This is a genomic window from Pseudomonas wadenswilerensis, assembly GCF_900497695.1.
GTDB lineage: Bacteria > Pseudomonadota > Gammaproteobacteria > Pseudomonadales > Pseudomonadaceae > Aquipseudomonas > Aquipseudomonas wadenswilerensis.
Genome location: NZ_UIDD01000006.1, coordinates 400,070 through 419,708 on the forward strand (window position 1 = coordinate 400,070; position 19,639 = coordinate 419,708).

Annotated in this window: 19 protein-coding genes; 4 read left to right on the top strand and 15 right to left on the bottom strand. The window is 61.6% G+C overall.

Annotation, left to right across the window (positions count from 1 at the left end):
* The first annotated feature begins 398 nt into the window (after positions 1-398).
* Positions 399-1,600 (top strand): IS3 family transposase gene (locus CCOS864_RS10615; protein WP_244211900.1). Its coding sequence is split into 2 segments (ribosomal slippage): positions 399-705 and positions 705-1,600, totalling 1,203 coding nucleotides; the frame shifts between segments, so codons are not numbered across the junction.
* A 529-nt stretch (positions 1,601-2,129) separates the two neighbouring features.
* Here the strand turns inward: CCOS864_RS10615 and CCOS864_RS10620 are convergent.
* The 6 genes from CCOS864_RS10620 to pvdM all read right to left on the bottom strand — a co-directional run bounded on the left by CCOS864_RS10620 (position 2,130) and on the right by pvdM (position 11,350).
* Positions 2,130-4,589, bottom strand: coding sequence for a TonB-dependent siderophore receptor (locus CCOS864_RS10620; protein ID WP_233674878.1), 2,460 nt, complete (start codon positions 4,587-4,589; stop codon positions 2,130-2,132).
* A 112-nt stretch (positions 4,590-4,701) separates the two neighbouring features.
* Positions 4,702-6,351: a cyclic peptide export ABC transporter gene (locus tag CCOS864_RS10625; protein ID WP_115086248.1), complete on the bottom strand. Its 1,650-nt coding sequence runs from the start codon at positions 6,349-6,351 to the stop codon at positions 4,702-4,704.
* 15 nt (positions 6,352-6,366) lie between these two features.
* Complete coding sequence (locus tag CCOS864_RS10630; RefSeq protein ID WP_038994540.1) at positions 6,367-7,710, bottom strand: lysine N(6)-hydroxylase/L-ornithine N(5)-oxygenase family protein; 1,344 nt, start codon at positions 7,708-7,710, stop codon at positions 6,367-6,369.
* Between the two features lie 113 nt (positions 7,711-7,823).
* The gene (gene pvdO / locus CCOS864_RS10635; RefSeq protein ID WP_115086249.1) at positions 7,824-8,687 is read right to left on the bottom strand and encodes a dihydropyoverdine dehydrogenase; all 864 of its coding nucleotides are present in this window, start codon (positions 8,685-8,687) and stop codon (positions 7,824-7,826) included.
* A gap of 12 nt (positions 8,688-8,699) precedes the next feature.
* Positions 8,700-9,983 carry a pyoverdine-tailoring periplasmic protein PvdN gene (pvdN, locus tag CCOS864_RS10640; protein ID WP_115086250.1) on the bottom strand — a complete coding sequence of 428 codons (1,284 nt, stop codon included), beginning with the start codon at positions 9,981-9,983 and terminating at the stop codon, positions 8,700-8,702.
* A 17-nt stretch (positions 9,984-10,000) separates the two neighbouring features.
* Positions 10,001-11,350: a pyoverdine-tailoring dipeptidase-like protein PvdM gene (pvdM, locus tag CCOS864_RS10645; protein ID WP_115086251.1), complete on the bottom strand. Its 1,350-nt coding sequence runs from the start codon at positions 11,348-11,350 to the stop codon at positions 10,001-10,003.
* Positions 11,351-11,536: 186 nt separating this feature from the next.
* On the opposite strand from pvdM, the gene CCOS864_RS10650 reads away from it, so the two are divergent.
* Positions 11,537-11,986 (top strand): hypothetical protein, encoded by a 450-nt coding sequence (locus tag CCOS864_RS10650; RefSeq protein ID WP_233674874.1) that lies wholly within the window; start codon positions 11,537-11,539, stop codon positions 11,984-11,986.
* Between the two features lie 41 nt (positions 11,987-12,027).
* Here the strand turns inward: CCOS864_RS10650 and pbpG are convergent, their stop codons facing one another.
* The 7 genes from pbpG to CCOS864_RS10685 form a co-directional block, all read right to left on the bottom strand.
* Positions 12,028-12,951 (bottom strand): D-alanyl-D-alanine endopeptidase, encoded by a 924-nt coding sequence (gene pbpG / locus CCOS864_RS10655; RefSeq protein ID WP_115086252.1) that lies wholly within the window; start codon positions 12,949-12,951, stop codon positions 12,028-12,030.
* Positions 12,952-13,082: 131 nt separating this feature from the next.
* Entirely contained in the window at positions 13,083-14,261 is a 1,179-nt protein-coding gene (locus CCOS864_RS10660) for a tyrosine-type recombinase/integrase (protein ID WP_244211901.1), read from the bottom strand.
* Positions 14,262-14,507: 246 nt separating this feature from the next.
* Positions 14,508-14,864, bottom strand: coding sequence for a hypothetical protein (locus CCOS864_RS10665; protein WP_115086254.1), 357 nt, complete (start codon positions 14,862-14,864; stop codon positions 14,508-14,510).
* Between the two features lie 52 nt (positions 14,865-14,916).
* On the bottom strand, positions 14,917-15,228 hold the full coding sequence (locus CCOS864_RS10670) for a hypothetical protein (RefSeq protein WP_115086255.1): 312 nt from the start codon (positions 15,226-15,228) through the stop codon (positions 14,917-14,919).
* 61 nt (positions 15,229-15,289) lie between these two features.
* Positions 15,290-15,538 carry a hypothetical protein gene (locus tag CCOS864_RS10675; protein ID WP_115086256.1) on the bottom strand — a complete coding sequence of 83 codons (249 nt, stop codon included), beginning with the start codon at positions 15,536-15,538 and terminating at the stop codon, positions 15,290-15,292.
* Complete coding sequence (locus tag CCOS864_RS10680) at positions 15,535-15,783, bottom strand: hypothetical protein (protein WP_115086257.1); 249 nt, start codon at positions 15,781-15,783, stop codon at positions 15,535-15,537. The genes CCOS864_RS10675 and CCOS864_RS10680 overlap by 4 nt, the downstream gene beginning before the upstream one ends.
* Positions 15,780-16,370: a hypothetical protein gene (locus tag CCOS864_RS10685; protein ID WP_115086258.1), complete on the bottom strand. Its 591-nt coding sequence runs from the start codon at positions 16,368-16,370 to the stop codon at positions 15,780-15,782. The genes CCOS864_RS10680 and CCOS864_RS10685 overlap by 4 nt, the downstream gene beginning before the upstream one ends.
* A gap of 81 nt (positions 16,371-16,451) precedes the next feature.
* Between CCOS864_RS10685 and CCOS864_RS10690 the strand changes: the two genes are divergently transcribed.
* A complete protein-coding gene (locus tag CCOS864_RS10690) occupies positions 16,452-16,661 on the top strand; it encodes a hypothetical protein (protein ID WP_095162612.1) in 210 nt (69 codons plus the stop codon).
* Positions 16,662-16,690: 29 nt separating this feature from the next.
* On the opposite strand, the gene CCOS864_RS10695 is transcribed toward CCOS864_RS10690, so the two are convergent.
* Positions 16,691-17,200, bottom strand: a complete 510-nt coding sequence (locus tag CCOS864_RS10695) for a hypothetical protein (protein WP_148708527.1) — start codon at positions 17,198-17,200, stop codon at positions 16,691-16,693.
* Positions 17,201-17,300: 100 nt separating this feature from the next.
* Between CCOS864_RS10695 and CCOS864_RS10700 the strand changes: the two genes are divergently transcribed.
* Positions 17,301-17,585, top strand: coding sequence for a type 1 periplasmic-binding domain-containing protein (locus CCOS864_RS10700; protein ID WP_148708528.1), 285 nt, complete (start codon positions 17,301-17,303; stop codon positions 17,583-17,585).
* Here CCOS864_RS10700 and CCOS864_RS10705 read toward each other — a convergent pair.
* The gene (locus tag CCOS864_RS10705) at positions 17,582-19,639 is read right to left on the bottom strand and encodes a DNA cytosine methyltransferase (RefSeq protein WP_115086261.1); all 2,058 of its coding nucleotides are present in this window, start codon (positions 19,637-19,639) and stop codon (positions 17,582-17,584) included. The genes CCOS864_RS10700 and CCOS864_RS10705 overlap by 4 nt on opposite strands.

Sequence of the window (19,639 nt, forward strand, 5' to 3'; positions counted from 1 at the left end):
TTGGGGGGGCGCGAGTTTATCCATTCGGTGTGGGGCTGCTGCTGGCCCCTTCCGCCTTTACGGCGGGTCCCTTTTGTCTTGGCAAAAGGAACCAAAACCGCTTGCTCCTGCATACGGCCCTACGCTGCGCTTCGGGTCCCCTCGCTACGGCACCTTCCGGGGCATCGCGGCCTACGACTTGCTTCGCCAAGTCTACGTCTCGCGTCTTCGGCTATCGCCGAAGGTGCTGCGCACCGCCCCTACAGGCACCTCCGCTCGGCCTCCTGAAGTCGCCTTTCGCGGCGCCTGGAAGTACGTGCATGAACATCAAGATCAAGATCAAGATCAAGATCAAGATCAAGATCAAGATCAAGCAAGTTGGTACTCGTTTTACCAGCGGGCTTGTCTGAACTGGCCTAATGATTTTGGACACCTTCGTCGGGCGCTATTATGGCGCCCAATTGGAGGCAAAATCAGTGCGAAAATCTTACTCGAACGAATTCAAAATCAAAGCTGCCGAGATGGTGCTGGACGATGGTGAGTCAGTCCCTGATGTCTGCGAGAGCCTTGGCCTAGGGCGGACCGCGCTTCGTCGCTGGGTCGAGCAACTGCGCCAGGAACGAGAAGGTCAAACACCAGTCGGCGCCAAGGCCATCACTCCAGAGCAGCAGCGAATCCAGGAGCTGGAAGCGCTAGTCCGGCAAAAGGACCGGGATATCGAAATCCTAAAAAAGGCCAGTGCTCTCCTGCTTCGGGACTCCAAGGATCGTTCTCGTTGATCAACGAACTGAGTGAGCAATTTGGTGTTTTCGACTGCTGTCGCGTCCTTGGAGTTCGGCGCAGCAGTTTCTACGCATGGCGAAAACGCCAGGGACGAAAGGATCCGGTCAGAGAGGATCTGCGTTCAACGATGGCCAGCCTTTTCAAGGCCTCTCGTAGCTCTGCTGGGTCGCGAACGCTGGTTCGGGAATTGCGTCGTGCTGGCCATAAAGCCGGGCGATACAAGGTACGTATGCTGATGAAGGAAGCCGGTCTGCAATGCAAGCAACGCAGGCCGCATCGTTACCGATCATCGGGCACAGAAGCATTGATCGCGAGTAACCAGCTCAAGCGAAACTTCAACGTCTCGACGGTCAACCAGGTGTGGTGCGGCGATGTCACCTACATCCAGGTAGGCAAGCGTTGGCTGTACTTGGCGGCTGTGATCGACTTGTATGCTCGCCGAGTGGTGGGCTGGGCTTTCTCAATGATCGCCGATGCCCGGCTTGCCTGCGAGGCGCTACGAATGGCGGCCGAATCTAGAGGTAGACCGGCTGGAGTGATGTTCCACTCGGATCAGGGCTGTCAGTACACCAGCCATAAATTCAGGGCTGCTCTTGAGGAGTACGGTCTGGAACAGAGCATGAGTCACCGAGGCCAGTGCTGGGATAACGCCGTCATGGAGCGCTTCTTCGGTGCATTGAAGTCTGAGTGGATGCCAGCAGAAGGTTACGAAACCGAAGCGCAAGCACAGTTAGACATCCAGGCTTATCTGATGCGTTACAACCTTAAGCGTCTCCACAGCTACAACGGCTATGAAACCCCGGTAGCCATGGAGAAAAAGCTCAAGGTTGCGGCATGAACCTAAACCGGTGTCCAAAATCTGTTGACCAGTTCAGTCCCGCTCCTGCGTCAGCATGGCTTCGCCAACATCTGCTTTCGCAGATACGCCAGTGCAGGCGCCGCCCGTAACTTCGCGACTTCAGGAGGCTGAGCGTAGGTGTCTGGAGGGGGCGGGTGCGTAGCACCCTTCGGCCCAGGCCGAAGTCGCGAGACGTAGACTTGGCGTAGCAAGTCGTAGGCCGCGATGCCCCTGGAAGGCACCGTAGCGAAGGAACCCGGAGCGCAGCGTAGGGCCGTATGCTGGAGCGAGCGGTTTTGGTTCCTCTTGCCAAGACAAAAGGGACCCGCCGTAAGGGCGGAAGGGGCCGGTAGCGGCGCCACATCGAATGGATAAGCCCACAGCCGTAGCCTCAACAACCCAACCCAACCCAACCCAACCCAACCCAACCCAACCCAACCCAACCCAACCCAAGGATCATAGCCCCCGGCAACCCGTGAAGAACCCAAAAAAAAGCCCCCTGTACAGGGGGCTTTTGTCTGTCAGGACTTCACCACTTGTAGCTGACTTCGGCGACGACCGAACGGCCTTCACCCATGTTGCACGCCAGCGAGAAGAAGCACGAGGCGACATAGTACTTATCGGTCAGGTTGTTGACGTTGACGCTGGCCTGGGCCCCGCGCAGGCTCGGGTCGAGCTTGCCCAGGTCGTAACGCACGGCGGCGTCATACAAGGTGTAGGAGGGCACCTTGAAGGTGTTCATGGCATCGCCGTAGGTGGAACCGGTGTACCGGGCGCCGACACCGATGCTCAGGCCTTGCAGCGGATCGAAGGGGAAGCTGTAGTCGGCCCAGACCGAGGCCAGCTTGGCCGGCACTTTGAACGGCTGCTTGCCTTCGTTGCCGCTGTTGCTCTTGGTCACTTCCACGTCGCTGTAGGAGAACGAGCCGGTGAGCTTGAGGTCCTCGGCGACGGTGGTGATGGCTTCGAACTCGACACCTTTGGAACGCACTTCGCCGGTCTGGATGCTGTAGCCGATGAACTCGGCGTCCGGCGTCAGGGCATTCTGTTTGGTCAGGTCGTACACCGACAAGGTCAGCTGCGTCTCGGTGCCCGGTGGCTGGTAACGAATGCCCGCTTCGTACTGCTTGCCGGTTTCCGGTTCGAAGGTCTTGCTGCCGCGTTGCGGCGCTCCGGTACCGGCGATCGGGTTGAACGATTCGGAATAGCTCACATAGGGGGCGAAACCGTTGTCGAACAGGTACACCAGGCCGGCGCGGCCGGTGAAGGCATCCCAGTCCTGGTCAGCAGTTTCGACGTCGGTGAAGCGGTCTTCGGTGCGGTTGCGTGCGTAGTCCTGGCGACCGCCGAGGGTCAGCACCCAGCGATCCCATTTCATCTGGTCCTGGAAGTAGTAACCGACCTGGGTATTGCGCTGCACGGTATTGACCCAGGCGGTGTAGACCGAGGTGTCGACCGGGGCACCGTAGCTGGGATCGAACACGTTGATCGGCGTCGCGCGTCCCCAGCGTTCGTTACGGATCGACTTGCTCCAGCTGTAGTCCACGCCCATCAGGGTGGTGTGCGCGATCGGGCCGGTGTCGAAGCGTGCCTGCAGCTGGTTGTCGACCGTGAACAGATCGCCATAGGCATGGCGGATCTGGTAGTCGCGGTTTACCGAAGCGTTGGGTACGCCGTCGGGGCCGGTGACCAGCCCGCTGACCCGGGCCAGGTAGTTTTCCTGGTTGTCGAAGGTACTCCAGCGCAGGTTCTGGCGGACCGTCCAGGTGTCGTTGAACTCGTGGCTGAACTCGTAGCCCAGCGAGGTGCTTTCGACTTCTTCGGTGTCAAAGCCGGGTTCACCGATGAAGCGATCCATGGGCACCTTGCCGTACGGGCTGCTGCCGTTGACGGCGGCCCAGGGAATGGTGGTCGGGGCCAGGGCCTTGTTCTTCTGGTAGGCCGTGAGCACGGTCAGGCTGGTCTGCTCGTTCGGCCGCCAGGTCAGGCTCGGCGCCACGTAGGCACGGTCGTCGTCGGTATGGTCGTAGACGCCATCGGCTTCGCGGCCAAGGCCGACCAGGCGATACGACAGGGTCTTGTCTTCGTTGAGCGGGCCGCTGATGTCAAAGTTGGCCTGGCGACGATGACCGCTACCGCCGGAAATGGCGACTTCGCCACGCTCATAGTCGGTCGGGCGCTTGGAGATCGAGTTGACCATGCCGCCGGGCTCGTTCTGCCCGAAGAGGATCGAGGTCGGGCCCTTGAGTACCTCGACCCGCTCCATGCCGTAGGGCTCTTCGCCGATCATGCCGAAGAAACCCAGGGGGCGCAGGCGCAAGCCATCGCGGTAGGTGAACGAGATGGCATAGCCGCGCAGGAAAATGTTGTCGGCTGCGTTGCTCGCACCACCGGAGTCGGCACGCACGCCGGAGGTGTAGCTCAGGGCCTGGGACAGGCGCTGGGCACCGAGGTCGTCCATGCGCTCGCGGGTAATGACCGAGATGGCCTGCGGGTTTTCCAGGATCGGCGTATCGGTCTTGGTGCCGGTCAGGGTGCGGCGGGCGATATAGCCGGGAGTTTCACCGTAGGGTGAGTCGGAGACCAGGGTCGAGGAGATGACACTGGCATCCAGGTTCAGCGCGCCATCGTCGGTCTTGGCCAGCAGGGTCAGGGTGTTGCCATCGAGGGAGTAGCGCAGCGACGTGCCGTTGAACAGTTGCTGGACTGCCTGGGCCACGCTCAAGCGCCCCTGTACCCCCTGGGTACGCAGGCCCTGGACCGAATCAGGGCTGTAGAGCACCTGCAGGTTGGTCTGTTCGGCCAGTTGGTTGAGCGCTGCCGTCATCGACTGGGCAGCAATGTTGAAATCGTATTGCTGGGTCTGCGCCTGAGCTTGTACCGGTGCAGCGACGGTCATCCCCAGGACCACTGCGGCAACCGGCGCCTTGAGGTAATGCCTCAGCAGCAAGGCGTGGGTGAGGGGTGTAAGTGAATGGCGAACCTGCACGAATGAATGCTCCCAAGGTGGCAAGTGGTAATAATTTTTATTAACTTTCAATGAAACGCACGAGCGGGGCAAAACCGTACAAATATTTTTCCGGGAGTTTGCCCCGCTCCGGTCAGACGGGTTCGAGCGCCGTGCTGACGTGGCCGCGTTCCATGCGCACCAGTTGGTCGGCAACGCCGAAATAGCGATCGTCGTGGGAGATGACGATGATGGTTTTACCCAGACGCTTGAGGTCGGGCAGCAGCTCGGTATAGAAGATGCGGCGGAAGGTCGGGTCCTGGTCGGCGGCCCATTCGTCGAACACCAGGACGGGCCGCCCCTCCAGCCAGGCATTGAGCAGGGCCAGGCGCTTGCGTTGTCCGGTGGACAGGTCGGTGGTGCTGAAGGCGCCATTGTGGATACTGACCTTGTGGGCAATTTCAAGCCGCTGAAGGTACTTGTCGGCATCCTTGGGGACGCTCTGCGTGCCCTCGACCAGCTCGTCGAACAGGTAGTAGTCGGCGAAGATGGTCGTGAACAACTGGCGGTAGTCATCCCGGGTTGCCGCCACCACGGCCTCGCCGTTGACCGCGATATGCCCTTGTTGCGGTTCGTACAAGCCCAGCAGCAGCTTGATCAGGGTTGTCTTGCCGCAGCCGTTTTCGCCGACGATGAACACGATCTCCCCGGGTGCCAACTGCAGGTTTACCGGGCCGACACTGAACGGTTCGACGCCAGGGCTGGCGGGGTAGGTGTAACGCACATCGACCAGTTCCAGGCTGTGCAGCGTCGTTGCGGCAGGTGCTGCAGCATCGAGCAGCAGGTGCGGCTCGGGCGACGAGAACTGCTCGGACAGCTCGGCGATGCGCCTGAAGGCAATCTGTGCGCGGCTGACAATCGGCAGGGTGGTGATCAAGTGTTCCAGCGGGCCTTTCATGTACAGCAATACCAGCACGAAACCGCTCATCACCGTCTTGTCGTTGCTCGGCCAGAGGGATTGCAGCGTCAGCGCCAGGCCGATCACGACAAAGAACAGCATCGAGCCAAGGCTCTTGGCGATGACAAAGGTGTTGATCGAACGCACCTGGGTATTGCAGATGCTGTCAGCGGTGCGACGAATGCCATCGATCAGCATGCGTTGGCGCCGGGGGCGGTGCATGCGCAGTTCCTTGGCGCCCTCGGCAACCGCATGATAATGCTTCTGCAACTGGTCCTCGGCTTCGCGCGCCGCCACGAAGCCACGGATGCCGCGTGCCCGGGCCACGTACTGGATGGCCGTGCCCAGGCCGATGGCAACCAGGATCAGCAGGAACATCGGCAGCGACAGCCAGGCCAGATAGCCCAGGCAACCCAGGGTTACCGTCAGGGAAATGGCCAGCGGGGCAAAGGCATAGGCAAAATCGCTGACAGTGTCGACGTCATGAGTCAGCACCGGGATCAGGCGGTGGCTGCGGTAGCGCTCAATTTGCTCGATGGGCGCCGACAAGACCTTCTCACCGAGGTTCTTGCGCAGCGCGGCAATGACATGCTGACCGACATAGTTGGTGCCGATGTCCGAACAGATACTACTCAGCAACGCCACCACGCAGAGTCCGCAAAAAGCCAGCACCACGCCCTGGCTGAGGCCGTTCTCGGCGTGCAGGCCATTGTTGATGGTCGCCAGCAGGGCCGTGACCGACAGGCCGCCGAGCATTCCCAGCAAGGTGGCAAGGCCAACGGTCGGCCAGAATGGCTTGAGCAGGGCAAAGAGTTGGCGGATCGCGCCGGGTGGGTGATTGCTCATGACGCGGTTCCTGTTTCAGGCGCGGGAGAGGGCGACGATGTCGGCCTGCAGGGGGACGGGCTGCGCTTTGTGCGCCAGGCTGTGATACAGCGACTGGCCGATTTCCGCTGCACGGGCAGGCAGCACCGAAAGCAAGGTATCGCTCAAGCCATGGGACGCTTCGCAGAAACCCTGCAGGTAGACCGCCGCCTGCAGGTCGGGGCTGGCCAGGGCGCGATAGTCGCGATCGACGCTGAAGTCCTCCAGGTAACCTTGCAGTGGCGCCAACAGTTCGCGATGAGAGCGGCGCTCGTAGCCGGTCGCCAGGATCACTGCGTCATAGCGGTGGGTCTGTTGCTGGTGGGTGGCCAGGTCCTGCAGGGTCAGCTCGATGCCCTCGGCGGTGGCGGTGGCGCATTCAACCTGGCGTCGGCACAGCACGGCATGGCGGAACTGGTGCGCGACTTTCTGCCGGTAGAGGATGCCGTAGATGCGCTCGAGCAGATCGACATCGACCACCGAATAGTTGGTGTTGTGATACTCGTCGATGAGTTTCTTGCGCTCGGGATGGCTCTGGTTGAACACCAGGTCGGTGTACATCGGCGCGAAGATCTCGTTGACGAACGGACTGTCGTCGGCCGGCTTGAGGGCCGAGGCGCGCACGATCATATCGACCTTGACCGACGGGTAGCTGTCATTGAGGTCGATGAAGGCTTCGGCGGCGCTTTGTCCCGAACCGATGATGGCGATGCGCATCGGCTTGCCCTGGGCGCAGGGCAGTGCCTCAAGGCTGCTCAGGTAGCGCGAATGGTGAAACACCCGCGGGTCATCCTTGAACGCGGTGAAGGTTGCCGGCACCTTCGGCGTACCGCCGGTGCCGACCACCACGGCGTGCGCCAGGCGGCTGTGTTCGTGGCCGTGGGCATCGCGGGAAATCACGTTCAGGTGTTGCACCTTGCCGGCCTCCAGCACCGGTTCGATCCGCGCCACTTCCTCGCCGTACTGCGCCTGGTTGGCAAAGTGCTCGGCGGCCCAGCGCAAGTAGTCGTTGTACTCCAGGCGGCAAGGATAGAAGGTGCCCAGGTTGATGAAATCGACCAGGCGCTGCTTCTGGTGCAGGTAATTGACGAAGCTGTAGGGGCTGGTGGGGTTGCGCAGCGACACCAGGTCCTTGAGGAAAGAGATCTGCAGTTCGCTCTGGGTCGCCAGGGTATTGCCGTGCCAGCGGTAATCGACCTGTTTGTCGATGAACAGCGCATCGAGGGCGTAGCCATTGGTCTCGGCGAGCTCTTCCAGGGCAATGGCCAGGGCCAGGTTGGAAGGGCCGAAGCCCACGCCGATGAGGTCGTGGACCTTCTTGGAGGTAAGGGTCTGGCTCATGCTGTGATTCCTTGAAGTGTCGAGGCGGGCGCATCGAGGAGGCGGCCCCAGGGCCTGCGGGAGTACATCGATAGGACGAGCAGGGCGGGGCACAATTTAGCCAGCGCGGCGGCTTAGAGTTCGCGTACCAGGCGTACCCCGATCCAGTCGCCACGGTTGTCCGGGACACTGGCGTTACGGTTCCCCGAGCGCGAGAAAATCGGCGCCTCACCCCAGTCGTTGCCGCGGATCACCACCACCTTGCACTCGGCTTGTTGCCAGGCGCTGCCGTCATTCGGGGCGCCTTCGTAGCTGTCGTGATAACAGTCGGCGACCCACTCGTAGACGTTGCCGTGCATGTCATACACACCCAACGCATTGGCCGGGTAACTGCCCACTGGCGAGCTGAAACTGAAGCCATCCTTGGGCCCGTACACGTTGGCGTTACGGCTGATCTGGTAGTCGCCATCCGGGTCCAGCTCGAACGGGAACGGCCCGCTGCTGCCGGCGCGGGCGGCGTACTCGCGCTCGGCTTCGCTGATCATCCGGTAGTGCTTGCCGGTCTTTTTCGTCAGCCAGTCGGCATAGGCCTGGACGTCGTGGTAGCTCATGCACACCGCCGGTTGCCGCGGGCCTTGTTGATAGCGCGGCTTGCTGGCCTTGCACTCGCGACCCGGACGGCTGTCGCCGTCGGCGATCTTGACGCCGGACTCGCGCAGGTAGGCGTCCCATTCACCGGCCGTGACCTGGTAGCGGCTGATGGCGAACGGCTTGGCGAAGGTCACGCGGTGTTGCGGGCCTTCATCGGCCTGGCGGCCGGGTTCGTTTTCCGGGGTGCCCATGGTGAAGCTGCCGGCCGGCAGTACGAGCATTTCCGGGCAGCTACTTTTGCAATCGCGAAACACCTTGCCGGGCTGCTGCGTCTCGGCGGCGTGTGCGGTAGCGATGCTGGCCACCAGGGCGAGCAGGGACAACGGGAAGCGCAGGGATGAGGACATGGGAGAGCCTTTTCAGAGTTTTTTAACCAGCAGGGCCATGGCCCGATCGATTTCCTGCTCGTTGTTGAGCAGGCCCGGCGCCATGCGCAGCACCGGGCCGACATCGCGGTGCACGGCATCGACGACAACGCGTTGTTCGTTGAGGTAGGCGGCGATGGCGTCCGGGTCGCGATCCTTGATGCGCAGAAAGGTGAAACCGGCAGAAAATTCGCGGCTCTGCGGCGTCACCAGTTCGATGGCGCTGTGCTCCTTGAGCTGCGCCTTGAGGTAGTCGTTGAGTTGATGGATGCGTTGCTCGACATCGGCCTTGCCCAGTTGCAGGTGCAACTCGAAGGCCTTGCCCAGCGCCCAGCGGTGTTCGAAGGCGTGGTAGCCGCCGGGGGTCATGATGGTGGCGAAGTCTTCGTCTTCGGAGAAGGTCGCGAAGGTTGGCACCAGGTGCTGCATTTTCTCTGAGGCGGCGCAGATGATCCCGGTGCCGCGCGGGCCGAACATCCACTTGTGGGTGCCGGCGATAAAGTAGTCGCAGTTGAAATCGGCGAAGTTCTGGTTCTCTACGCCGAAGCCGTGCACACCGTCGATCACATACAGAATGCGCTCGTTTTCATCACGATCACGGTTGTGCTGGCGGACCAGCTTGCCAATCTCGCCGACCGGCAACTTGACCCCGCTGCCAGAGTGCACCCAGGTCATGCCGAGCACCCGGGTGTTGGGCTTGATGGCCTGGTCGAGCGTGCTCAGCAACTGGTCGGTGGACAGCTCCCGCGGCTGGTTGAACAGGCGCAGCTTGCGCACCTGGGTGCCCTGGCGCTGCTGGCGAAAGCCGAGGATCCTGTTGGTCGAGTAGTGCTCGTGCTCGGTGGTCAGGATCTCCTGGTCGGCGCGCACCTTCAGGCCGCCGTAGATCATCCCCAGGCCTTCGGTGGTGCTGCCGGTCAGGGCGATCTGCCGGGGTTTGACCTGCAGGTAACGCGCAGCCCAGTCGCGCACTTCGCCTTCGCGCTTCCACTCGCTTTGCGTCTCCCAGTCGACCCAGCTGGCGGGATGGCGGTCGATCTGCGCGCGGTAGTAGTCGATGGCGTCCTGCACCGGCTTGGGGTGGGCGGTAACCAGGAAGTTGGCAAAGTGGGCATAGCTCGGGTCCAGCGGAAACAGCTGGCGCAGTTGCTGCCATTTGTCCTTGCCGCTCAGCGGCGGTGCGCCCGCAGCCAGGGCATCGGGCAGCAGCGAGCCGGCGAGTGGCAGGCTGGCGGCGAGTACCCCGGCCTGCTTGAGAAAGGTACGGCGGTCAGTCATGTCAGGCGCTTTCCGGCTCAAGGGGTGGCAGTGGTGGCAACGGGCTGGGCGCTTTTTTGCACCTGTTCCCACACGCGCAGGAAGTTGCCGGCCCAGAGCTTGCCGATATCGGCCTCGGAGTACCCGCGGGTCAGCAGTTCGGCGGTGACGTTGCGGATCTCGCTGACATCCTTGAAGCCATCCAGGCCGCCGCCGTCGTTGAAGTCGGAGCTGATGCCGACGTGGTCGATGCCGACCTTTTTCACCGTGTAGTCGATGGCGTCGACGAAGTCCTTGAGCGTGGCTTTGGGCTCTTGCTCGAGGATGCCGTAGAGGCTGCTGGCATACTCACCAAAGCGCGCCTCCGGCCAGATGGCAATTACCGCGTCGCCGGGCATCAGGGCGTTGGCCAGGCCCTGCAGCGGTTGCAGGTCGAAGCGCACGCGCAGGGCTTCGAGCTTGTCCAGGGTCGGCTTGGTCAGGGGCTTGAGGTACTGGCCGAAACCGACCACCTGGATCACCCCGCCGCTGTCCTTGATCAGTTGCATCTCTTTGTCGCTGAGGTTGCGCGGAATATCCACCAGGGCGCGCGGCGCCGAGTGCGAGGCGACGATCGGTGCATGGCTCAGGCGCGCGACGTCTTCCAGGGCCAGGGTCGACATCTGTGACACATCGATGATCACCCCCAGCTCGTTGAGGCGCTTGACTGCCTGCTCGCCCAATGGCGACAGGCCGCCGAGGGCGTCGGCGGTGTCATTGAAGAACGGCAGCGGGCGCGACGAGTCGGCCCAGTCGTTGTTGCCGGTGTAGCTGAAGCCGAACATGCGCATGCCACGCTGGGCCCACAGGTCCAGCTGCGACAGGTCGTGGCCCAGCGGATAGGCATTGAGCATGCTGATGAACACGGCGAACTTGCCTTCGCCGTTCAGGCGGCGGAAATCATCCGGGGTGTAAGCGATGCCGACCTGGTTGGGGAAGTCGCGGACCATGTTGCTGATGATCTTGTAGCGCACTTCCTGCTGGTGCCGGGCTTCGTCGACAAAACCCGGGGTAGGGCGGTGCGGGGCATTCGGGCCGTTCCACAGTTCCGGCCAGCCGAAGATGGTCAGGGCCGCGCCGGACAAGCGTCCTTGCCCGGCCTTGACCAGGTCGAACTGGCCGTGCCCGTTCTTGTCGATTTCATTGCCGGCGCTGCCCAGGTTCAGCGGCACAGTGACATGGCTGTCGAATGACAGCATGTGTTCATGCAGGGCATTGGCTTGCTCGACGATCTGGCGCGGGTAGCCGTGCTGCGGCTTGAAGTACAGGTAGCCGGCGGTTGCAGCGGCCACTGCCAGGGCCAGGGGCAGGCCGATGTAGAGGACTTTGCGGAAACGGGATTTGGTCATTGCCATCTCGACACTGGGCTGATCGGAACGGTTTGCCCGGTGCACTGGCGTGCCGGGGGCAAAGCTCGGGTATCAGGAGGGACGAATGGCGGCAGGGCAAATTTATCCAGAGGCCCGCCTGGCTCAAGTTTCAGCCTGCGCGGCCGATAGCCGGGTTAACCCCAATACCATCAGGACGATAGAAACATGGCAGGTTTTAGCGCCGTATCAATCAACGGGACCCCACTGAACAGCGGCATCAACACCGGCATCACCGTCACCGGCCAGGAAAGGCAGGCCGGGATGGAAGCGGCGGGCGTGGTTAGCGTCGACCTGTCCAAGGTGCGTGATAGCGGCAAGGCCGAAGAGGCCAAGGAAAAGGAAGACGCCGGTGCCGGCGAAGAACCGGCACACATCAAGCAATTGCGCGAGATGATCAAGAAAATGCAAAAACAATTGGCCGAGCAGCAGAAACGCTTGCAGGAGGCCATGGCCAGCGACATGGAGCCGGTCCTCAAGGCTACGGCTGTCGCTGCCGCGCAATCGGCAGTGGGCGCGACCACGGCGTCGATCGCAAACGCCACGGCGGCGCTGCTCAAAGCGCTGACCGAAGCCGGTGGCAGCAGCTCGGGCTCGCTGGTCAGTACCAACGCCTGACGTTTGAAACAGGGCCTGTGCATGCACAGGCCCTGTCGTTTTCAGTCAGCCATCTGGCGGTTCTGCGTGCGCTCGGACTTGTAGCGCATGGCCACCGCCGGCGCCGGCTTGGTACTGCCGGTCTCCAGCCACTGGCGCATGCGGCTGGCATCGGCAAAGTGGGTGTACTTGCCGAAGGCATCGAGGATCACCATGGCCACCGGGCGGTTGTCCATCTTGGTCAACAGCACCAGGCAGTGGCCGGCATCGTTGGTGAAGCCGGTCTTGGTCAGCTTGATATCCCAGTTGCTCTTGTTGACCAGGTGGTCGGTGTTGCGAAAGCCCAGGGTGTAGTTGGGTTTTTTGAACGCCACGGTCTGCTCGCGGGTGGTGCTCAAACTGCTCAGCAGCGGGTAGTTGCGCGCCGCCATCAGCAGCTTGCTGAGGTCGCGGGCGGTGGAGACGTTGCTGGTCGACAGGCCAGTGGGCTCCACATAGCGGGTCTGGCTCATGCCCAGGGCCCTGGCCTTGGCGTTCATCGCCTTGATGAATGCGTGGTAACCGCCCGGGTAGTTGTGCGCCAGGGTCGAGGCGGCGCGGTTTTCCGACGACATCAGGGTGATCAGCAGCATGTCCTTGCGGTTGAGCTGGCTGCCCAGCTTGACCCGCGAATACACCCCTTTCATTTCCTTGTTCTGGGCGATGGTGACCGTGAGCATCTCGTCCATGTTCTGCTTGGCGTCGAGCACCACCATACCGGTCATCAGCTTGGTCACCGAAGCAATCGGCACCACCCGGTCGGGATTGTTGGCGTAGAGCACCTTGTTGGTTTGCAGATCGATCAGCAGGGCGCTGCCGGAGGCCAGGTGCAATTTCGCTGGATCGCGTTGTTGCTGGGCCGGGGGTTGAGCAGCAGCGGTCGACGTGAGGGTCGCAGTACCTGTGAGCAACAGGAGCAGGCTAAGAATCGAAAGGGAAGTTTTCACGTTGAGGCTCACTAAAAGTTGTTATGTCGTTGGCTGTGCAAGGGTTTTCCCCCAAAAAACCGCTGCATTCTGGAGTATGGCTCAGACCATGTCGATTCGCCCGTAAACATTGGGCGAAACATGAACGAAATTTAATCCTGTACCAATTCTGTACCAATTAGCTGAACTTCGAGCTTCTCAAGTTCGGACCAATCATTGGCCGAATTCAGCCACTTCGCATAGGTTGACAGTAGCACCTGGACAGAGTGTCCGAGCTGGCCTGCAATGAATGCCGGATTCATCCCTGACATGAGGCACATCGTTGCATAGGTGTGCCGGCAGTTGTACTGGGGGCGCGGGCGAATCTGCCTGCCGGTGATCGCTTCATTGAAGTGCCCCCCTGGCGTGCTTGGCCCTTTCATGTGCGGTGATCGCCCCGCTGGCTGAAAGACGAACGGCGATTCTGTGGACACCCGGCGCTTCTGCCTGGAGCGATAATGCGACACCTCCCGCGCCCTCTCGAGAGCGCCCATGGCCCTGCTGTTCAGCATGACCGTGCGCGTGTACTTGGTTTTGGTGCGCTCCACCACCTGGTTCTCAACGACGATCCGGCATATATGAGCGGTCTTTTTCTCCAGGTCGATCTCGTCCCACCGTAGGGCCATAATCTCCCCCGTACGCATCCCGGTATAGAAGGCAAACTCGTAGAAAGCGGCAAACACCTGGTTGCACCGAGAAAAGTTCGCGTACATCCACTCAATTAAGGCGTCGGCTTCTTCGACCGTGAAGGGGTCTACCAGCTTCCGGTTTTTCTGAGGTAGCTGGATTGACGCCGCTGGATTCTTGTCCACTACCTCGTCATACACCGCTGCTCTAAACATCGCCTTGACCCGGGCAATTGCGGCACGCTTTACGGTCGAGCTCTTCCACTCGGTCTTCGCGACCACCTCCCTCAGCGCCATTGGCGTCACCGCCCGGATGGGCAGTGTTGCCAGATGGGGCATCCAGTAGTTGTTCATCAAGCCTTTGTAGTTGGCCTTCGTGTCGTGAACCACTTCGAGGCTATCCAGCCAGCTCTGCGCGTACTCGCCAAACATGAGCTCAGTCGTTGGAGCGGCATAGCTCGAATTCGGAAACAATTCGGCATAACGCTTTTCATCCAGAACACCATGATTGGCCAGACTGATTACTTGAGCGCGTAGATTGGCGGCCGCCTTGATCCCCTTGGCGGTTTGGGGATACGCGAGTGTCTCGGATCGGCGCTCACCGTGGACAGTAAAACGGATACGGATTGATTTGCCGATGAACTCGACTCCAGCGGGTAGCCCCATTCTCCTTCCAGCCACGCTTCGTATCTCCTGATGCTGTAAAAAATCCTGCCATCGACTTTCTTCCAGACCCCTTCAGGGATCACGCCGCGGCTTCGCTTGCCCTCCAGGGCCCGCTTTGTTGTTCCGATCAGCTCCGCCATTCGATCCTCGGGAACTTTGTCGGACGCATAGGTAATCGGCTGCCTTTCTTCGTCTTGTTGCATGATTGTCTCCACGCCGCGCATGGCGGCAGAGATGGGGGAGGGGTTAGGCGGCTTGTTTTGACTTGGCGGCCAAGCGGCGACGCACAATCTGTGATTGCAGGCGGTGTGCCTTGAATCGGCGGCCATCACCGGGCGCTATCTCCGGCGCTAGATAGGAGAGGTCTTCTTCCAGCATGCCGAAGTAGAAGAGGTGCTCGCCGTCGCCACACCACTCTGGCTGAGCGGTTGCCCAATCGCGAGCCTCGACGCAGGCCAGACAGGTCTTGAAGGAGGACATGTCGCCCTCCCAGCAGCCGGCGGTCAGTTGATATTTATGACCGGGCTCTATGTGCCCGCGACACTCGCAGCAGGAGTGGCGTTTCCTGGCGACGGGCTCGGTGGTCGTCTGAAAATCGGACATAGGTCATCCTCGCCCGCCTACCGGCAGGCTTGAGTTGTTGTAGGGGGAGGGGTTACTGAATCTTGCCGGTGAGGCGTTCGCGCCAAGTCAGGCGCCGGGGAAGGTGCTCGCGGCCATCGATCTCGACCACTACATAAGCGCAGCGGTCGAAGGGGGCGTCCCGCTGCTGATTGAGCCAGCAGGCTTCCCTCTCGGCTTCGTCGTAATTGGTTGCCGATAGCTGATGCACGTTGAAGCCTTTGCTATGGACGTGCCAGCCGTGGATCACAGCTATGTACCGCGCGCGCGGCTCCGACTGCTGTTGGCCCGTGCTGTGAGTCAACTCTTCCGGCATAAGCACGCCGCCTCCAACGTCGATCATCATGGCCTCGGCCCCTTCCAGATCATCCAGGCCATGTAGAGCGGGGCGGCGATGGGGAGGATCATCATGGCTTCACCGCCTTCAGTGTTGCGCGCTCGATGCTCGGAAGCCCCTGAGCCGTTACTTCGAGGACCGCTCGTGCCGCATCGGTGCCGATCTGGGCGCACATAGTCCCAGCCACTGCGGCGATGAAGCCGGCGAAGGCTTGCCCCTTCTCGCGATAGCCGCTGTGACCGTCCAGCGCTGTGGCCTGATCAAAAGTCGGGGCCAGCATCAGCCAGAGGTCTTTTCCGTATTCCAGTGCTTTCGTCACAGCGAATACCTCTCTTCATTCCAGCGCACTGGCGCCTTTGCAGGGGTAGGGGTGTCTTGTTCGTGCGGGGAGAGCTGGCGCTCGTTGCCGGCCTGTAGCTGGCTGTCTGGGATGCAGCTTATTCCGAGCCCGTTCAGCAGGTAGCAGGTGACGCCGCGCTGGCTGTCGTGCTGCACGTCGATGACGTTCTCGGTTGCGCTGGCGCCGGTGGCCAGAAGCAGTAGGCAGAGGGTAAGGCGGGTCATGCCAGGGCCTCCAGGCGCTCGCGGGCAACCTTGTCGATAAATGCCGGGGGCAGCTCAACGGCCTCATTTCCTGGCGACCAGGACAATGGAGGGCACTTGCGGATCATTTCGTTGAGCAGCTCGAACGCCGCCAGTAGCTGATCGTCGTTGATCTCTCCGTCTTCTGGCAGGTCATCGCAGAAGTGGTCGCTCGGGTCGATCTCGCTGGGGTAGTTCGGAGTGCAGAAGACCAGCTTCAGGTTGGCCAGATCGATCTCGTGTTCGACAATCCAGTCGAGCAGGCTTTCTTCGTCGAAGAAATACCGGTCGCCGTCGTAGTGGGTTATTGGCTCGCCGCCCCACGAGCGCCGCGGCATGGCGGCGAACTTGGTCGCATCACCTTCGGCCTGACAGGCTCGACACCACCCTCGTGTCTCGTGGATGGGATGGTCGGGGTTCTTCGCGCAGTGGCGGTGGGTGGAGCCGCAGTAGCGGGCCATGTGCTCATCATTCCCCCAAAATCGGCCGTCGGCGGCGACCCATCCAGTGACGGTTTGAATACTGGCGGCTTCGGGGGATTCGTACATCACGACTGTTTCTTCGCGCACGGGGATTCCTTGGCCGCCATATCGCGGCTGTTCAATAGAGGGGAGAGGAACTAGGCTGAATCTCTCAACCGGAGAGCAGCCATGTCCGCAGAACGGGTTGTGCATTTAGAGCAGGCGCTTGTGGCCATCCTGGCTGCAGCTGAGCAGAAGGGGCTCGATGCTGATGAGCTTCGAAGGCAAGCCACTGGCGGCCTGATCGGCAACATCTCCTGGCGCTGGGTAACAGCTGAGTACGTGCCCGGTGCTATCGATGAGATCGAGAGCGCAGTTCGAATGCTCAGGAGGCTGTGAAGCGGCTGGAGTACAGATGTACTCTTTGCTCATTCGGCCGGCTTGAACTCGACCGCGGGTGTCAGCTTGCGGGCGTAGTCGAGCAGGCTCTGTGACCAATCCTGCCCAACGCCATCATCGAAGGCGAAGAGCATGCCGCCCAGCGCCCGGCGCAGTTCCTCAACTTCCGGGTCACGCGCAGCGAACGCCTTGGCACCCTGGTCGGCCATGTCACCGGCGCTGAAGCCGTCGGAGGTTGGTGTAGGCTCTGCGCTGGCGCAATCTGCAACCAGCTCAAAATCGTGGATGTACTCATCGCAGTTGCAGTCGACGACATTCGTTTCGCCAACGGACTCGCGCCGGCAGAGCTGATCAGCCAGCTTCTCGTACAAGGTGTCTTCCATCCCGTTGGCCACCTCAGCTTTCGTTAGCGTGACGGTTCGCTTCTCTTGGGAGAGGGGGTGCTTCAACGTGAAGGTAAACTTGTCGGCGCCTTGCAGCTGCTCGCGCGGCACGCTGACCATCTGTTCGGTGTTGCTGGATCGGTTTTCTGTGGGCATGGGGATACCTCGCGGCAACTGCATGAGAGTCGCCTTTTTTGATCTAGTCTTAAGGGGCTAGGCCGTTGTCAACGGCCCTTTTTACTTCGGGGGTGATCTCATGGGTCAACAGAAGCACGCGATGATGAAGGCGGAGGATCAGGAGGCAGTCGCACTTGGAATCGCAAGGCGCGCGGGCGTGGTGGATTACTGCGAACATCACGGCGTCCACTCTCACGACGGGGATGACATTCAGCCTGCCTACATGCTCGGCAATTCGATGTTCTCTGACGGAGAGCTTGATGGCATTTTCGATGACCGTCGGGAAATGACTGACGCTATCAAAGCCGCCGTCGAGTCGTGCATGCCAGAGTGCTATTCCTGCCAGAAGCTCGAAGACGACTAAGCGGCCTTCGACTGAGTGGCAGCCGCATTCCATGGGTCGTTAGCCCGCGCCAGGGCTGCCATCGGCGGCGGGCTGACGCTGTTTCCGCACATGTGCACCTGTTCGGTCTTGGTGAACTTCCTGCCGTCGGCGCCTCTGTCGATTCGGTATCCGGCGGGAAAGCCCTGGGCCCGGTACAGCTCGGGGGGCTGCAGCATTCGCAGGCAGATGTCGACGATCACGTACGGGGTGCCCTTGATGGTTACGGTGACCAGGGCCAGGCGATCCTTCGTGGTGATGGTCGGCGATGGGTCGCCAGCGGCGCTCACGTTCTCGGTGCCGTAGTAGCTGATCAGAAATGCCGCGACCCGCAGTGCGCCTGCCTCAACCTCTGGCGACAGCTGCAGCTCAACCAGCGAGCTTTTGCCGCTTCCACCGGCGGTGACGGTTGGCGCTGGCGCGTCGATACCCTGGCCAACGCTGCCACCGAACTGGCGCTCCATGAATGCCGTGACCAGTCCGTGGTGTTGGCCGCCGGCGCTGATGGTGTGCAGGGGGTCGCTTACCTCGCGAGCATCGCAGTTCCCGCGTAGGTGCAGGAGACTCGCCGTTACCAGCTGCTGCTGGCTGCCGGTGTTAGTCACCGTCGTCATCGGGTCTTCAATGCTCTTGGCGTCGGTGGTGTTGAAGCCACCGTTCATCTGGGCCATGAACACCGTCGAGACGCCCATGGCGTGGGCGGCGCCGGCCGGTCTCTGGTAGTTGCCGCCACTGGTGATGGTCGGTAACGGTTCGTCCAGAGGCTTGCCCGCGTCATCGAAGCGGAACTTCACCAGGTGCGCCGACGCCAACGCATGCTTGACCCCGCCGGCGACCACCGCACCAACCGGCTTATCAAGGCCCGGCACGCGCGGTTGCTGGCCGGTTCGCTCGCCATATCCCGACTGGATCAGGGTAGGGCTGATCAGCGTCAGCTCGCCGCGATTGGCGCAGGTGATAGTGGGAAGCGGCAAGTGCGGATCGTTGACCCGGTCGCTACCCTGGTGTGTGGCTGGCGCAATGATCGGGCTGGCCATGGCGAATGACCCGCCGCGGGGCCAGGAAGTCACGGTGCGCAGCGGCTCCTGTGCCGACTGCACGCTTTCCCCCGACCAGTTCGCGATCGGTACGATGAACGGGTCAGCGGCATTAATCACGAACTTCTTCATGCCCTTGGCGATCCGCCGCAGCGTAGCCGGTGCCAGGTCCTTCTTGCGGCCAAAAATGCTTTGGCTCGGGATGGTCCAGTCGATGCACTCAGCGGCGGTGCGCCACTTCTGCTGGCCCTTGGCAGGCTTCTTCGCGTGGGTCGGCTCAGGCCAAACGATAGGCTGGCCGTCGCAGCGGGCGATCATGAACAGGCGTTCCCGGCTGGTCGGCGCCCCGAAGTCGCAGGCCTTGATCACGCGCCACTCGACCACATATCCCATGCCTTCCAGTAGTGCCACGAAACGGCGCCAGGTCGAGCCGCGTTGCTTCGGATCAGGCACCAGGAACTGCTGCTGAACTGGCACGCGCTCACCGGGAGTCGCCACGGTGCCGTCGAGCTTGACGACGCGACCGGTGACCTTGTCGCGCTTCGCGATCAGGCGACCCCACTGCAGGATCTGCTTTACGTTTTCCAGGCTGATCACCCGTGGGCGCTTCTTCCCGGCCCACTTCAAGCCTATCCACGACAGATTGCGGATCTCCCGCTTGCGCGGCTGCCCGCCTGCGGCCTGGCTGTGGTGTGTGCAGTCCGGGCTCATATGGAACCAGCCCACCGGGCGCCCGCCGCATTCTTCGTCCGGGTCACCCTCGAACACGTCGGTGGTGAAGTGTTTGGCGTGTGGGTGATTGGCGGTGTGCATGCTGATCGCCGCCGGGTTGTGGTTCTTGGCAACCGTCACGGGCCGGCCCAGGCCCATCTCCAAGCCGGTACCGGCGCCGCCGCCACCGCAGAAGAAGTCCACCACGATCTCATCGTCCTGCGGGTCGAAGCCAAGGCCGTACTGGGTTTTGAAGTCGAGCGGGTTCTTTTTCTGAAATGCAGGCAT